Source organism: Rhodopseudomonas pseudopalustris, from assembly GCF_900110435.1.
GTDB lineage: Bacteria > Pseudomonadota > Alphaproteobacteria > Rhizobiales > Xanthobacteraceae > Rhodopseudomonas > Rhodopseudomonas pseudopalustris.
On record NZ_FODT01000006.1, the window covers coordinates 225,106 to 239,256 of the forward strand.

The following is a 14,151-nucleotide window of genomic DNA, read 5'->3' on the forward strand; positions in this document are numbered from 1 at the left end:
GGGGCGCCCTCACCCCAACCCTCTCCCGCAAGCGGGAGAGGGAGCGCTCTGTGCTCGGGGTGACTACGCCGCCGCCTGCTTCTTCGGGGCGAAGCGGTGGTAGAAGGTGTCGCCGGTCTTGGCCATGTCTTCCAAGAGCTTCGGCGGCGTGAAGCGCGAGCCGAATTTGCCTTCGAGCTTATGGCAAAGCGCCACGAACTCCTTGGTGCCCATGAAGTCGATGTAGCTCAGCGTGCCGCCGGTGAACGGTGCGAAGCCGAAGCCGAGGATCGAGCCGACATCGGCCTCGCGCGGATCGACGATGACATTGTCCTCGACCGTGCGCGCGGCTTCCACTGCCTGCACCACCAGGAAGCGCTGCTTCAGCTCCTCGACGTCGATGGTGTCGGGATCGAGCTGCTTCGGCTGCAACGCGCCGATGCCGCTCCACAGCGCCTTCTGGCCCTTGCCCTTCTCCGGATAGTCGTAGAAGCCCTTGGCGTTCTTGCGGCCGAAGCGGCCCTGCTTCTCCACCATCTCGATCATCAGCTTCTTCTGCGCCTGATCGACCGCCTGTTCGCCGAGGTCGACTTCGGTGGCCTTCATGATCTTCACGATCAAATCGAGCGCGACTTCGTCGGCCAGCGACAGCGGGCCGACCGGCATGCCGGCCATCTTGGCGGCGGTTTCGATCATCGCCGGCGGCACGCCTTCGAGCAGCATCTCCAGGCCCTCGGCGGTGAAGCGCAGCACGCAGCGGTTGGCGAAGAAGCCGCGGCTGTCGTTCACCACGATCGGGGTCTTGCCGATCTGGCGGGTGTAGTCGAGCGCGGTGGCCAGCGCGACGTCACCGGTGTTGTTGCCCATGATCACTTCCACCAGCATCATCTTCTCGACCGGCGAGAAGAAGTGGATGCCGATGAATTTCGACTGGTCCTTGAACTCCTCGGCCAGCGAGTTGATCGGCAGCGTCGAGGTGTTGGAGGCGAAGATCGCGCCTTCCTTCAGCAGCGGCTGCGCCTTGGCGTAGGTGTCGGCCTTGACCTTGCGATCCTCGAACACCGCCTCGATCACCAGGTCGCAATCCTTGATCGCGTTGAAGTCCGGCGTCGCGGTGATGCGCGCCAGCAGCGCGTCGCGGTCGGCTTCCTTGGCGCGACCCTTGGCGATCAGTCCGTCGATCACCGATTTGCAGTGCGCCTTGCCCTTGTCGGCGCTCTCCTGGTCGCGATCGATCAGCACGACGTCGATGCCGGCCTTGGCCGAGACGTAGCCGACGCTGGCGCCCATGAAGCCGGCGCCGATGATGGCGAGCTTCTTGACCTTGGTCGGCGGCACGCCCTGCGGGCGGCGGGCGCCCTTGTTCAGTTCCTGCATCGACAGGAACAGGCTGCGGATCATCGCCGCCGCTTCCTTGGTCTGTACCACCTGCGCGAAATAGCGCGACTCGATGCGCAGCGCGACGTCCATCGGCACCTGCAGGCCTTCATAGACGCAGCTCATGATGGCGCGCGCGGCCGGGTAGTTGTCATAGGTCTCGCGGCGATAGATGGCGTTGCCGGCCGGGAACATCATCATGCCCTGCTTCGAGAACACCGGGCCGCCCGGCAGCTTGAAGCCCTTCTCGTCCCACGGCGCGACCGCCTTGCCGCCGCCCTTGATCCAGTCCTTCGCGGCCTTGATCAGGTCCGCAGCCGGCACCACGGCATCGACCAGCTTCCAGGCCTTCGCCTTGTCGAGCTTGATCTGGTCGCCCTTGAGCAGGATCGTCAGCGAATCCTGCGGCTGCACGATACGCGGAATCCGCTGGGTGCCGCCGCCGCCCGGGAACAGGCCGACCTTGATCTCGGGCAGGCCGAGCCTGGTCTTCGGATTGTCGGCGGCCACGCGATAATGGCAGGCCAGCGTCACCTCGAAGCCGCCGCCGAGCGCGAGCCCGTTGATCGCCGCGACCCATGGTTTTCCGGAAGTCTCGATCGCGCGCAGGATCTGCGACAGCTTGCGGCTCTCGTCGAACAGCATCTGCTGCGCGGCTTCCTCGCCCTTCTCCTTTCGGATCTGCGCGAAGGTCTTGTTCATGCCTTCCAGCATCGACAGGTCGGCGCCGGCGCAGAATGCCTCCTTGGCGGACGTGATCACCACGCCCTTGACGGCGGCGTCCTTGGTCGTCTGCTCGACGATCGCACCGAGTTCCTCGATGGTCTTGGTATCGAGCACGTTCATCGAGCGCCCGGGAAGATCCCAAGTCACGAGCGCGATGCCGTCGGAGTCGGTCTCGATCTTGAAGTTGCTGTAGCTCATCGCTGTGTGCTCCGGTTCGAACTGAATAGCTAAACGTTGATTAAGAGATATCGACCTACGCTCCCGGCATCCAAGTTGCCGATTGAGAGCGAACATCATGAGTTCTGTCTGCACCCAGTGCCGCAACGATCTGCCGTTGCCTTTCGCCATGAAGATGGCGTTCCAGCCGATCGTCGATCTGTCGGCGCAGCGGGTGTGGGGCTACGAGGCGTTGGTGCGAGGTCCGAACGGCGAACCCGCGGGAACCGTGCTGTCGCAGGTGTCCGAAGAAATCCGCTACCGGTTCGACCAGGCCGCGCGGGTGCTGGCGATCGAAACCGCGGGCACTTTGTTCCGCGATCCGAACGTGCGGCTGTCGATCAACTTCATGCCAAACGCGGTGTACGAGCCCAACGCCTGCATCCAGAAATCGCTGGCTGCCGCGAAACGCGCCGGCTTCCCGCACCGGAACCTGATGTTCGAGTTCACCGAGAACGAGCGGATGCAGGACGCCGCTCACCTGAACACGATCATCGAGGCCTACCGCAAGCTCGGCTTCCTCACCGCGCTCGACGATTTCGGCGCCGGCTTCGCGGGCCTCGGCCTGCTCGCCAAGCTGCAGCCCGATCTGATCAAGATCGACATGGAAGTGCTCCGCGACATTCACCTCAGCAGGGCCAAACAGGTCATCGTCGCGGGAATCGTCGGCATCGCCCGCGAACTCGACGTCCGCGTGCTGGCGGAGGGCGTCGAGTGCGAACAGGAATGCACCGTGCTGCGCGCGGCCGGGATTTCGCTGTTCCAGGGTTACCATTTCGCTAAGCCCGCTCTGATGGCTCTGCCCGAGGTGCCGCTGCTGACGCCGAGGATTGACGTCAAAGCTGCCGGTTAGTTCGCCGTAGGGTGGATTAGGCGCTGTTGCGCCGTAACCCACCGACCTCGCACGACAACAGACCCGCACGACGACAGGCTGGTGGGTTACGCGCCTTCGGCGCTAACCCACCCTACGAGGACACGCTTACACCCGCTCGATGATCGTCGCGGTGCCCATGCCGCCGCCGATGCACAGCGTCACCAGGGCGGTCGACTTGTCGGTGCGCTCGAGTTCGTCGAGCACGGTGCCGAGGATCATCGCGCCGGTCGCGCCGAGCGGATGGCCGAGCGCGATCGCGCCGCCGGTGACGTTGATCTTGTCGTTGTCGATCTCGAACGCCTGCATGTAGCGCAGCACGACCGAGGCGAACGCCTCGTTGAGTTCGAACAGGTCGATGTCGCTCTTCTTCATGCCGGAGCGCTCGAACAGCTTTTTGGTGACGTCGACCGGACCGGTCAGCATCATCGCCGGCTCCGAGCCGATATTGGCGAAAGCGCGGATTCTGGCGCGCGGCTTCAGACCGTGCTTGTCGCCCGCTTCCTTGCTGCCGAGCAGCACCGCGCCGGCGCCGTCGACGATGCCGGACGAATTGCCGGCGTGATGGACGTAGTTGACCTTCTCGATTTCCGGATGCGACTGGATCGCCACCGCGTCGAAGCCGCCCATCGCGGCCACCGCGGCGAACGACGGCTGCAGCTGCGCCAGCGACTGCATCGTGGTCGACGGCCGCATGTGCTCGTCCTTGGCGAGAATGGTCAGGCCGTTGATGTCCTTGACCGGCACCACCGATTTGTCGAAGCGACCTTCCTCCCAAGACTTCGCCGCGCGTTGCTGGCTCTGCACCGCATAGGCGTCGACGTCGTCGCGCGAGAAGCCGTATTTGGTGGCGATCAGATCGGCCGAGACGCCCTGCGGCATGAAGTAGGACGGCACCGCCATCGACGGGTCCATCGGCCAGGCGCCGCCGGAGGCGCCGAGGCCGACGCGGCTCATCGATTCGGCGCCGCCGCCGATCACCAGCTCGTGCTGGCCGCTCATGATCTGCGCCGCGGCGAAGTTCACCGCGTCGAGACCCGAGGCGCAGAACCGGCTGATCTGAATGCCCGGCACGGCTTCGCCGAGGCCCGCGTTCATCGCGGCGAACCGCGCGATGTCCGAGCCGGCCTCGCCGACCGGATCGACCACGCCCATCACGACGTCGTCGACCACGTCCTGCTTCAGGTTGTTGCGTTCCTTCAGCGCCTTCAACGGCACGGTGGCGAGCGCCAGCGCGGTCACTTCGTGCAGCGCGCCGTCGGCCTTGCCGCGGCCGCGCGGAGTGCGAACGTGATCGTAGATATAGGCTTCGGGCATCGGTTCTCTCCCAAAAAAAATCTGCAGCGCGATGGTGTTCGCGACGTCATCGCCCGGCTCGACCGGGCGACGCAGTATTCAAGTGCGCCCTCGGATTGAGCGCGGGCATCGGGTTTACTGGATCCCCGCTTTCGCGGGGATGACAGCAATGTGTCGTTATCAGAACGCTTCCGCTGACAATTCCATGGTGGTCGCGCTGCCGGTCTGGATCCGCGCCAGGTGCAACGCGGTTTCGGGCAGCGACCGCTCCATGAAGAACCGGCCGGTGACCAGTTTGGTGGTCAGATAGGGCGTGGCGCCGCCGGCGGCAATCTTGTCCTGCGCGACCTTGGCCATCTTCGCCCACATGTAGCCGCAGGCCACCCGGCCGAACAGCTGCATGTAATCGGTCGCGCCGGCGCCGGCGTTGTCGGGAGCCGCCATCGCATTCAGCATCAGCCAGGTAGTGGCCTGCTGCAAATGGCCGAGCGCGGTCGACAGCGGCGTGACGAAAGGCTTCATCGCGTCGTCGCCGCCGTGCTCCTTGGCGAAGGCGCCGACCTCGGCGAAGAACGCCATCACCGCACGGCCGCCGTCACGCGGCAGCTTGCGGCCGACCAGGTCGAGCGCCTGAATGCCGTTGGCGCCCTCGTAGATCATCGCGATGCGGGCGTCGCGGACGAACTGCTCCATGCCGTTGGCGGCGATGTAGCCGTGGCCGCCATAGACCTGCTGCGCGAGGACCGCATTGGAGAAGCCGACGTCGGTCAGCACGCCCTTGAGCACCGGGGTCATCAGGCCGAGATGATCGTCGGCGGTCTGACGTTCCTTGGCGTCGTCGGAGCGATGCGCGACATCGCTCTTCAGCGCGGTCCACATCACCAGCGCCCGCGCCGCTTCATTGAAGGAGCGGATGGTAAGCAGCGCGCGGCGCACGTCCGGATGCACGATGATCGGATCGGCCGGCTTGTCGGTCGCCTTCGGGCCGGACAGCGCGCGACCCTGCAGACGCTCGCGCGCATAGGCGACCGCATTCTGATACGCGACCTCGGATTGCGCGAGGCCCTGCACCGCGACGCCGAGCCGGGCCTCGTTCATCATCACGAACATGCCCTGCATGCCCTTGTTCTCTTCGCCGATCAGCCAGCCGGTGGCGTCGTCGTAGTTCATGGTGCAGGTGGCGTTGCCGTGGATGCCCATCTTGTGCTCGATCGAGCCGCACATCACGCCGTTGCGGGCGCCGATCGATCCGTCGGGATTGACCAGGAACTTCGGCACCACGAACAGCGAGACGCCCTTGATCCCGGCCGGCGCGCCTTCGATCCGCGCCAGCACCAGATGGATGATGTTGTCGGCCAGATCATGCTCGCCGGCGGAAATGAAGATCTTGGTGCCGGTCAGCTTGTAGCTGCCGTCGGCCTGCTTCACCGCCTTGGTGCGCAGCAGACCGAGATCGGTGCCGCATTGCGGCTCGGTCAGGTTCATGGTGCCGGTCCACTCGCCGGACGTCATCTTCGGCAGATAGAGCGCCTTCTGCTCTGCATTGCCATGCACCAGCAGCGCCGCGGCGGCGCCCATGGTCAGGCCGTGATACATCGAGAACGCCATATTGGCCGAGGTCTGAAACTCGGACACGGTCTGGGTCAGCGTGATCGGCAGACCCTGGCCGCCGAATTCGGGCGGCGACGACAGGCCGAGCCAGTCGCCATCCGCGATCTGTTTGTAGGCCTCCTTGAAGCCCTTCGGCGTGGTGACGCTGCCGTCGTCGTGACGGATGCAGCCTTCGCGATCGCCGACGGCGTTCAGCGGCTGCAGCACCTGCTCGCTCAGCCGCGCCGCCTCGTTGATGATGGCGTCGCGCACGTCGGGCGCCGCATCGGCAAAGCCGGGCAGATTGTTGTAGCGGTCGAACTGAAATACGTCGTTGAGCAGGAAGCCGACATCTTCAACGGGTGCCTTGTAGATCGTCATGCGGTTCTCTCAATCGGAATGAATGTTAGGTGGTCGCCGCTCGAATGAATTTCAGACGTCGGCCAGTGGAATTCGACTGTTTGCCAGCGCCCTATTGTCGCGCCAGTTGCTCTCCCATCAGCCGATGCAGCAGGTTTATCGCTTTGAGTGGTCTTACCATGACCTTGAAATGGGTAATACACCCATCGTCGGCGAAAGTGATCATGTCGACGCCGTTGATCTTGATCCCTTCGATTTCATTCTCGAATTCAAGAACCACGCTGTTTTCGCCGCGCCATTCGCCCCGATAGGAAAAACCCGCTCCGCCAAGCACTTTCTCGGCGCTGATCAAATACTTGAACACGACCGCACGCCCGAGCTGCGGGGTATGGACCACCGGGCTCTCGAACACGGCGTCGGGATGCAGAAGATCCCACAGCACAGCCTCGTCCTTGGACTTCATGAAGGCGTACCACTTGTCGAGCCCGTTCAAGGTCATCGGCTGCGCTCCAGATCAACAGGACATGATTGCGTAGGGGACGCACGGAAAAGGCGGAAACGATCGAACACAATCGGCCGCAACATCAATTGGCGAGCTCGACCGAACTGACCAGGACGAGCGGCGACAGGGCTGTCGCGCACATCCAGCGCTGGACCAAGATGTCGTGCACGAACGCTCCTCCATCAGGATGATCCCGGCGACCGCAAGGCCCCATTCTGCGGGATCATCTCCATACAGCTATGAATGGCATGTAACGGTGCAGCTTGGACCTGTCAATACACTGGTGTATGGTGTCGCTATGGACCCGGATACCAAAGATCGGCTCACACGTTCGGACTGGCTCGCCCACGGGCTGCGAACCTTGGCGCGGCACGGCGCGAATGCCCTCAAAGTCGGCGACCTCGCCAACGGGTTGAACGTCTCTCGCGGGAGCTTCTACTGGCACTTCAGAGACTCGACCGATTTCCGTCTCCAGCTCCTGCAGCTCTGGCAGGAGCGTGCGACCGATCAGGTCTTCCGCGAGATCGATGCCGCGATCGTCGGACCGGCGCGGCTGACGCACCTGATGAAGCTGGCGTTCAACGAGGACAGAAATCTCGACAGGGCGATCCGGGAGCTTGCCGCGACCGACTCGGCCGCCGCCGAGATGGTGGCCCTGGTCGACGCCCGGCGTGTCGAGTATCTCGCGAAGCTACTGATCGAGTCCGGAGTTGAAAGTCGGCGAGCGCTGCCACGGGCGGAGTTTTTATACTGGGCCTATATCGGCCAAACGGCGGTTTTGAATCCGGTGCACACCGTTATCACCGAACTGGATATCGACGACCTCAGCGCGTTGTTCACGCGATAACTCGCGAACAGATTTGGAAAACGCGGGTCGCTCCGATCGGCCTCGACGCGTCGCGCGCAGCGCTCCATTGGGATGCAATAAAGACGCACCCGGCGCACGATCGCGCGTGCGCGATAACTTTACCCGTCCTCCGGTCCGATCCTTAACTCGGTATTTACCCTAACACGAAAAAGTCGATGCCAGAGGCGGCTCTCCCGCATTGAATTCGGGTGCCTTTCGGCACGGGACGTCAGGGGGAGGAGTTGCAGGCGCAGCGGGCGCCAGTTCGGAAGCGGACAGAGCATGAATCGCGTATCGTGGAGCGTAGAAGGTATCGAGCCGTCGGTGCGCGAGCGGGCGGAAGCCGCCGCCAAGCGCGCCGGCATGTCGCTGGCCGATTGGATCAACGGTCAGCTCGGCGATACCGCGCCCCAGACTCTGGTTCAGTCCCAGCCCTGCTCGGCCGCCGAGGCCGAACATCAGCCGATCCGCGCCGCATTGGCGGAAAACAGCGCCACCGAAGTTGCCGAGATCCATCAGCGGCTGGATTCCATTGCCCGCCAGATCGACCAGATGTCGCGGCCGCCGGTGCGTAACGAGCCCGGCGTGGCGCGGCAGCTCAACGACGCAATTTCGCGGCTGGACGCCCGCCTGGCGCGGATCACCGAGCCCAAGGTTTCTACGACGGCTGCTGCGACAGTTCCTGCGACGGCTTCCGCGACGGTTCCTGCGGCGGCTCCCCCGGCGGCGGCAACCGCCCGAACCGCGCCGCTTCAACACGCCCCTCTCCAGACCCCGACCGAGCGAGTCGAACGCGCTGCGGCTCAGGTCTACCACGCCTCGCCCCCGCTCGATCCCAATGCGCTCGATCTGGCGATCGCTGAAATCGCCGCGCGCCAGAACGAACTCGACAGCACGGTGAACCGGGTCGCGCCGCGCCAGGCCCCCCCGATCGTGCCCGCGATGGCGCCACTGCCGGTCCGAACCGGGCCGGACTTCTCCAGCCTGGAGCAGCAACTCCTCAAGATCACCAGCCAGATCGACGCGCTGCAGCGCCCCGACGTGATCGAGCAGTCGATCGCGGCGTTCCGCGCCGATCTCGCCGAAATCCGTCAGACCATCACCGAAGCGATGCCCCGCAAGGCGATCGAGTCGCTCGAGAGCGAGATCAAATCGCTGTCGCGGCGGCTCGACGAAACCCGCAGCAACGGCAGCGACGCCAGCGTCATCGCCGGCATCGAACGCGCGCTCGGGGAGATCCACGACGCGCTGCGCTCGCTCACCCCGGCCGAGCAACTCGCCGGCTTCGACGAGGCGATCCGCAATCTCGGCGGCAAGATCGACATGATCGTGCGCAACAGCGACGATCCCGGCACGATGCAGCAGCTCGAGAAAGCCATCGGCGCTTTGCGTAGCATCGTCTCCAACGTCGCCTCCAACGAGGCGCTGGCGCAGCTCAGCGACAATGTTCACACGCTGGCCGACAAGGTCGACCAACTCACCCGCGTCGATCATCACAGCGACTCGTTTGCGGCGCTTGAAAACCGCATCTCGGCGCTGACCGCGGCGCTCGAAAGCCGCGAGCGCCCGGTCGCCGCCGACTCCTCCGAGCAGCTCGAAGGCGCGGTGCGCGCGCTGTCGGAGCGACTCGACCAACTACCGGTCGGCAACGACAGCTCGTCGGCCTTCGCGCATCTCGAGCAGCGCGTCTCCTATCTGCTGGAACGGATGGAAACCGCCGCGACGCCGCGCGGCAGCGGCGATTTCGGCCGGGTCGAGGAAGGGCTGCAGGACATCCTGCGGATGCTCGAGCGGCAGCAGGAGAATTTTCATCGCTTGGCCGACATCGAGCGCCCGGCGCCGCCGCCGGCCTTCGATCCCGGGGTGGTGGAGGCCCTGAAGCGCGAAGTCTCCGACATGCGCTTCAGCCAGTCGGAAACCGGCCGCCACACCCAGGACTCGCTGGAAGCGGTTCACAACACCCTCGGCCATGTCGTCGACCGACTGGCGATGATCGAAGGCGACCTGCGCGCGGCGCGCGCCGCGCCGCAGCCCGCGCCGGAGCCGGCCAGGCCGCTGCCGGTGACCACCCAGCCGGCGGTGTCGCCGCAGGTTTCGCTGCCGCCGCGTCCGGAAATGCCGAATCCCGCTGCGGCGACTGCCTTCAGCGCTGCGCCACGAGAGTTCGCGCCGGCGCAACCGGCGCCGGTACCTGCACCTGCACCTGCACCGCGGGCGATCCAGGACATTCTCGATCCGGCTGCGAGCCGGGCCGCTGCCGGTCCCTCGACCGAGCCGCAGATTTCGTCGCCACGCGCAGCGATCAATCCCGCATTGCCGCCGGACCACCCGCTGGAGCCAGGCTCACGCCCGCCGGCCCGGGTCACCTCGCCGTCCGAGCGGATCGCGGCATCGGAAAGCGCAATCAACGAACTCGGCGGCGCCAAGCCGGAGCCGGCCAGCAGCTCGAACTTCATCGCCGCCGCCCGTCGCGCGGCGCAAGCCGCGGCGTCGGCGACCGGCCATTCCACCGACAAGTCCAAAGGCGACGGTAAAGCCGGCCCGACCCCCGGCAAGGCCGGACCGGGCTCGACCATCGGCTCCAAGATTCGCTCACTTCTGGTTGGCGCCAGCGTCGTCGTGATCGTGCTCGGCACCTTCAAGATGGCGATGAACTTGCTCGACGGGGGCCAGCCGGTGCCGGCGGCAAGCCTCAGCGAGCCGGCGCCGCAAGGGATAGCGCCGTCCGACGAGGACGAGGACGAGGATGACACGCCACCCGCCGCCAGCGCTCCTTCCGCACCGGCGCCATCGATGACGTCGCCGACCCCGATCAACCGCCAGTCGCTGTTCGCGCCGCAACAACCGCCCGCGGCCGCCCCGGCGCCGGCCGCCCCCGCTCCGGCGGTCTCCCCGGCAACCGCACCCGCAGACATCACCGGCACCATCCCGGCGCCGCAGGCTGGCGCCGGCATGGGCGCCGCCGGCAAGATTGCGATTCCGGCCGGTGAAACCCTGCCCGACGCGATCGGCGGACCGGTGCTGCGCAAGGCCGCGCTGAAAGGCGACGCCGCGGCGGCTTTCGAAATCGGCAACCGCTACGCCGACGGCAAAGGCATCGCGGCGAATTTCGAAGAGGCCGCCAAATGGTACGGCCGCGCCGCGCAGGCCGGCATCGTGCCGGCGATGTTCCGGATGGGCACCCTCAACGAGAAGGGGCTCGGGCTGAAAAAGGATCTCGAGACGGCGCGGCGCTACTACGTGCAGGCGGCCGATCGCGGCAACGCCAAGGCGATGCACAATCTCGCCGTGCTCGACGCCGACGGCGGCTCGAAGGGCGCGAACTACAAGACCGCGGCGGAGTGGTTCAGGAAAGCCGCCGAGCGCGGCGTCGCCGACAGCCAGTTCAACCTCGGAATCCTGTATGCACGAGGCATCGGCGTCGAACAGAACCTCGCCGAATCGTTCAAATGGTTCAGCCTCGCGGCGGCGCAGGGCGACTCCGACTCCGCCCGCAAACGCGACGACGTCGCCAAGCGGCTCGATCCGCAATCGCTGTCGGCGGCCAAACTCGCGATCCAGACGTTTGTCGTCGAGTCGCAGCCCGACGACGCCGTCAAGGTTGCAGCGCCCGCCGGTGGCTGGGACGCCCAATCCCCGGCGGCGGCGATCAGTCCTGCGACCAGCAAGCGCGCGGCGCGCTAAGCCTATCGTTCACCACGCCGAAGGCGACGCGACCGCCGGGCTGAAAAAACTCCGGCCATCGCGGATTCTTTAATCACTGCTCAGGTCGATTTCGGTTATTCAGGATTGCCCGGATCGCTGCGATCCGCGCTTTCAGCCACAGCGACGAACTCCGAAGCGACCGCGCGTGCAGCTTTATCTTCCGATCGCAGACCTTCCGGTCAACGTCCTGCTGATCCTGGCGATGGGCGCTGCGGTCGGGTTCGTGTCCGGCATGTTCGGGATCGGCGGCGGCTTCCTGATGACGCCGCTGCTGATCTTCATCGGGATCTCGCCCGCCGTGGCGGTCGCCTCGGTCACCAGCCACATGGCCGCCTCATCGTTCTCCGGGGCGCTGTCGTACTGGCGACGCCGCGCGATCGATCCGATGCTGGCTTTTGTGCTGCTCTGCGGCGGCATCGCCGGCACCGCTGTGGGCGTCTGGTTCTTCGTGCTGATGCGCTCGGTCGGCCAGCTCGATCTGATGATCGCGCTGTCCTATGTCGTGTTGCTGACGGCGGTCGGCGGGCTGATGGTTTATGAAGGGTTGCGCGCGATCCTGCGCACGCGCCGCGGCGAGGTCGCGCTGAGCGGCCGCACCGGCAACCGCAACTGGATTCACGCGCTGCCGCTCAAGGTCCGGTTCAAGCGCTCCAAGATGTATCTGTCGGTGATCCCGGTTGCGGCGATCGGCCTGCTGATCGGCTTCATCGGCGCGGTGATGGGGGTCGGCGGCGGCTTCATCCTGGTGCCGATGCTGATCTATCTGCTCCGGGTGCCGACCAGCATGGTGGTCGGCACATCGATGGTGCTGACGCTGGTGACGATGCTGGTCGCCACCGTGCTGCACGCCGCCACCAACCACCTGGTCGACGCGGTGCTGGCGCTGATCCTGATGGTCGGCGGCGTCACCGGCGCGCAATTCGGCGCCCGCGCCGGCCAGCGGATCCGCGGCGAGCAGCTCCGGCTGCTGCTGGGCCTGCTGGTGCTCGCGGTGGGCATCCGCTTCGCTATCGAGCTCGGCATCCGCCCCGCCGAGTTGTTTACGATCCGTGAAACCGGGCCGAGCTGATGACGCGCCGCGCTGCATCAGCCTTGGCGATCGTCGCCACCGCGCTGCTCGGGCTCGCATTTGCCGGCCCGGCGCAGGCCGAAAAGCTGATCGTCTCCGTCTCAAATGCGCGGGTGATGGTGACGCCGAACTACTCAGGCGGAGAGCTGGTGCTGTTCGGTTCGGTCGAGCGGGACAATCCGGCGCCGCCCGAGCAGTTCCCCTACGACCTGGTGGTCACCGTCATCGGCCCGCGGTCCGACATGGTGACTCGGCGCAAGGAGCGGAAGTTCGGGATCTGGATCAACATGGATTCACGGCAGTTCCTGATGGTGCCGAGCTATCTTGCGGTGTTCTCCAACCGGCCGATCGAGGCGATCGCAGCGGCCGACGTCCGGCGGCGGCAGCAACTCGGCATTACCCACACGCTGCTGACGCAGCGGATCGGCACCGACTATGCCGATGTCGTCGCCGATGATCAGTTTCGCACCGCCTTCGTCCGGCTCCGCGAGGAGCGCGGTCTGTATGACGAGGATCCTGCGGCAGTGAAGTTTCTGACCCCGACGCTGTTCCGCACCGGCATCCCGCTGCCGGCGGAGGTGCCGATCGGCAGCTACGAGGTGCACATCAAGCTGTTCGGCAATGGCGAGCTGCTGACGCAGACCGAGACCTCGTTCGAAATCGCCAAGGTCGGCTTCGAACAATTCGTCGCCAACGCCGCGAAACAGCACGGCATCATCTACGGGTTGCTGACCGCGCTGATGGCGCTGGCGACCGGGTGGATGGCGTCGATCGTATTCCGGCGGGATTGATCCAGAAAGTGGACGCCGGCTTTCAGAAAAGATCATTCCGAATCAAGAAGTTAGGCTGATTCAATCAGACCACGAAACTCTAGACGCAGCGCGAAGCGGCGATGGCGTGCAGCCGGTGGTCGCCGAGCACATGCGCCATGAAGGCGGCGCTGCCGAACAGCCTGGCAAAGGCCGCGTCCCGAATGTTGAGCCCGCCCGCATAGGCGCCGAACGCCGGCATCACCACGCGCCCGCCGTCGCCGGCAAAACAGCGCCGCTCGACGCTGCGGCCGCGGCGGCTGACGCGGGCCTTGGGATGCAGATGTCCCGCAATCTCGCCATGCGCCCCGGTCGGCTCGTGCCGGAACACGACGCCGCCGAGCGCGACCTCTTCGGCGACGCAACCGCCGAGATCGGCGGGCAGCGCCGGATCGTGGTTGCCGGCGATCCAGATCCAGTCGCGCCCCACCTGCAGCGCGGTCAGTATATCGCGATTGGCGTTGGACAGCCGGCCATGCGCGTCGCGATCATGAAAGCTGTCTCCGAGTGCGATCACGGTTTTCGGATCGAAGCGCGCGATCACCGCACCAAGCCGGCCGAGCGTTGCGACGGTGTCGTAAGGCGGCAGCAGCACGCCGCGCATCGCGAAGCTCGAGCCTTTTTCGAGATGCAGGTCGGAGACCACCAGCAGCCGCTCGTCCGGCCAGTACAGCGCGCCCGAGAGATCCGCGATCAGCGTGACGTCGGCGACGGCGACGGTCTGCTCCTCTCCCCCTTGCGGGGAGGGAGTGAGAAGGCAACCCGTTCTGTCGCGCTTCACCGGCATCGCCCTGTCTCGGTTAG

At 65.6% G+C, this 14,151-nt stretch carries 10 protein-coding genes; 5 read left to right on the forward strand and 5 right to left on the reverse strand.

Annotated features, from left to right (window positions below; genetic code table 11):
- Positions 1-63: 63 nt before the first annotated feature.
- Positions 64-2,280: a 3-hydroxyacyl-CoA dehydrogenase NAD-binding domain-containing protein gene (locus BMY71_RS13930; protein WP_092684437.1), complete on the reverse strand. Its 2,217-nt coding sequence runs from the start codon at positions 2,278-2,280 to the stop codon at positions 64-66.
- A gap of 97 nt (positions 2,281-2,377) precedes the next feature.
- On the opposite strand from BMY71_RS13930, the gene BMY71_RS13935 reads away from it, so the two are divergent.
- The gene (locus BMY71_RS13935; RefSeq protein WP_092684439.1) at positions 2,378-3,151 is read left to right on the forward strand and encodes an EAL domain-containing protein; all 774 of its coding nucleotides are present in this window, start codon (positions 2,378-2,380) and stop codon (positions 3,149-3,151) included.
- 126 nt (positions 3,152-3,277) lie between these two features.
- On the opposite strand, the gene BMY71_RS13940 is transcribed toward BMY71_RS13935, so the two are convergent.
- The 3 genes from BMY71_RS13940 to BMY71_RS13950 form a co-directional block, all read right to left on the reverse strand.
- A complete protein-coding gene (locus tag BMY71_RS13940; protein WP_092684441.1) occupies positions 3,278-4,486 on the reverse strand; it encodes an acetyl-CoA C-acetyltransferase in 1,209 nt (402 codons plus the stop codon).
- A 159-nt stretch (positions 4,487-4,645) separates the two neighbouring features.
- Positions 4,646-6,436: an acyl-CoA dehydrogenase C-terminal domain-containing protein gene (locus tag BMY71_RS13945; protein ID WP_092684443.1), complete on the reverse strand. Its 1,791-nt coding sequence runs from the start codon at positions 6,434-6,436 to the stop codon at positions 4,646-4,648.
- A gap of 91 nt (positions 6,437-6,527) precedes the next feature.
- Positions 6,528-6,914, reverse strand: coding sequence for a nuclear transport factor 2 family protein (locus tag BMY71_RS13950; protein WP_092684445.1), 387 nt, complete (start codon positions 6,912-6,914; stop codon positions 6,528-6,530).
- Between the two features lie 301 nt (positions 6,915-7,215).
- Between BMY71_RS13950 and BMY71_RS13955 the strand changes: the two genes are divergently transcribed.
- The 4 genes from BMY71_RS13955 to BMY71_RS13970 all read left to right on the forward strand — a co-directional run bounded on the left by BMY71_RS13955 (position 7,216) and on the right by BMY71_RS13970 (position 13,329).
- Positions 7,216-7,764 carry a TetR/AcrR family transcriptional regulator gene (locus tag BMY71_RS13955; RefSeq protein ID WP_092684447.1) on the forward strand — a complete coding sequence of 183 codons (549 nt, stop codon included), beginning with the start codon at positions 7,216-7,218 and terminating at the stop codon, positions 7,762-7,764.
- A gap of 282 nt (positions 7,765-8,046) precedes the next feature.
- Positions 8,047-11,448, forward strand: a complete 3,402-nt coding sequence (locus BMY71_RS13960; protein WP_092684449.1) for a tetratricopeptide repeat protein — start codon at positions 8,047-8,049, stop codon at positions 11,446-11,448.
- A 166-nt stretch (positions 11,449-11,614) separates the two neighbouring features.
- Positions 11,615-12,538, forward strand: coding sequence for a sulfite exporter TauE/SafE family protein (locus BMY71_RS13965; protein WP_011501225.1), 924 nt, complete (start codon positions 11,615-11,617; stop codon positions 12,536-12,538).
- Positions 12,538-13,329: a TIGR02186 family protein gene (locus BMY71_RS13970; RefSeq protein ID WP_011501224.1), complete on the forward strand. Its 792-nt coding sequence runs from the start codon at positions 12,538-12,540 to the stop codon at positions 13,327-13,329. Before BMY71_RS13965 ends, BMY71_RS13970 begins: the two co-directional genes overlap by 1 nt.
- A gap of 79 nt (positions 13,330-13,408) precedes the next feature.
- Here BMY71_RS13970 and pdeM read toward each other — a convergent pair whose 3' ends face one another.
- On the reverse strand, positions 13,409-14,128 hold the full coding sequence (pdeM, locus tag BMY71_RS13975; protein ID WP_283804816.1) for a ligase-associated DNA damage response endonuclease PdeM: 720 nt from the start codon (positions 14,126-14,128) through the stop codon (positions 13,409-13,411).
- Positions 14,129-14,151: the final 23 nt, after the last annotated feature.

Excerpts from the sequence above, each read along its gene's own strand:
- BMY71_RS13950 (WP_092684445.1), bottom strand. The coding sequence starts at position 6,914 with ATGACCTTGAACGGGCTCGACAAGTGGTACGCCTTCATGAAGTCCAAG.
- BMY71_RS13955 (WP_092684447.1), top strand. The coding sequence starts at position 7,216 with ATGGACCCGGATACCAAAGATCGGCTCACACGTTCGGACTGGCTCGCC.
- BMY71_RS13935 (WP_092684439.1), top strand. The coding sequence starts at position 2,378 with ATGAGTTCTGTCTGCACCCAGTGCCGCAACGATCTGCCGTTGCCTTTC.
- BMY71_RS13940 (WP_092684441.1), bottom strand. The coding sequence starts at position 4,486 with ATGCCCGAAGCCTATATCTACGATCACGTTCGCACTCCGCGCGGCCGC.
- BMY71_RS13960 (WP_092684449.1), top strand. The coding sequence starts at position 8,047 with ATGAATCGCGTATCGTGGAGCGTAGAAGGTATCGAGCCGTCGGTGCGC.
- BMY71_RS13945 (WP_092684443.1), bottom strand. The coding sequence starts at position 6,436 with ATGACGATCTACAAGGCACCCGTTGAAGATGTCGGCTTCCTGCTCAAC.
- BMY71_RS13970 (WP_011501224.1), top strand. The coding sequence starts at position 12,538 with ATGACGCGCCGCGCTGCATCAGCCTTGGCGATCGTCGCCACCGCGCTG.
- BMY71_RS13930 (WP_092684437.1), bottom strand. The coding sequence starts at position 2,280 with ATGAGCTACAGCAACTTCAAGATCGAGACCGACTCCGACGGCATCGCG.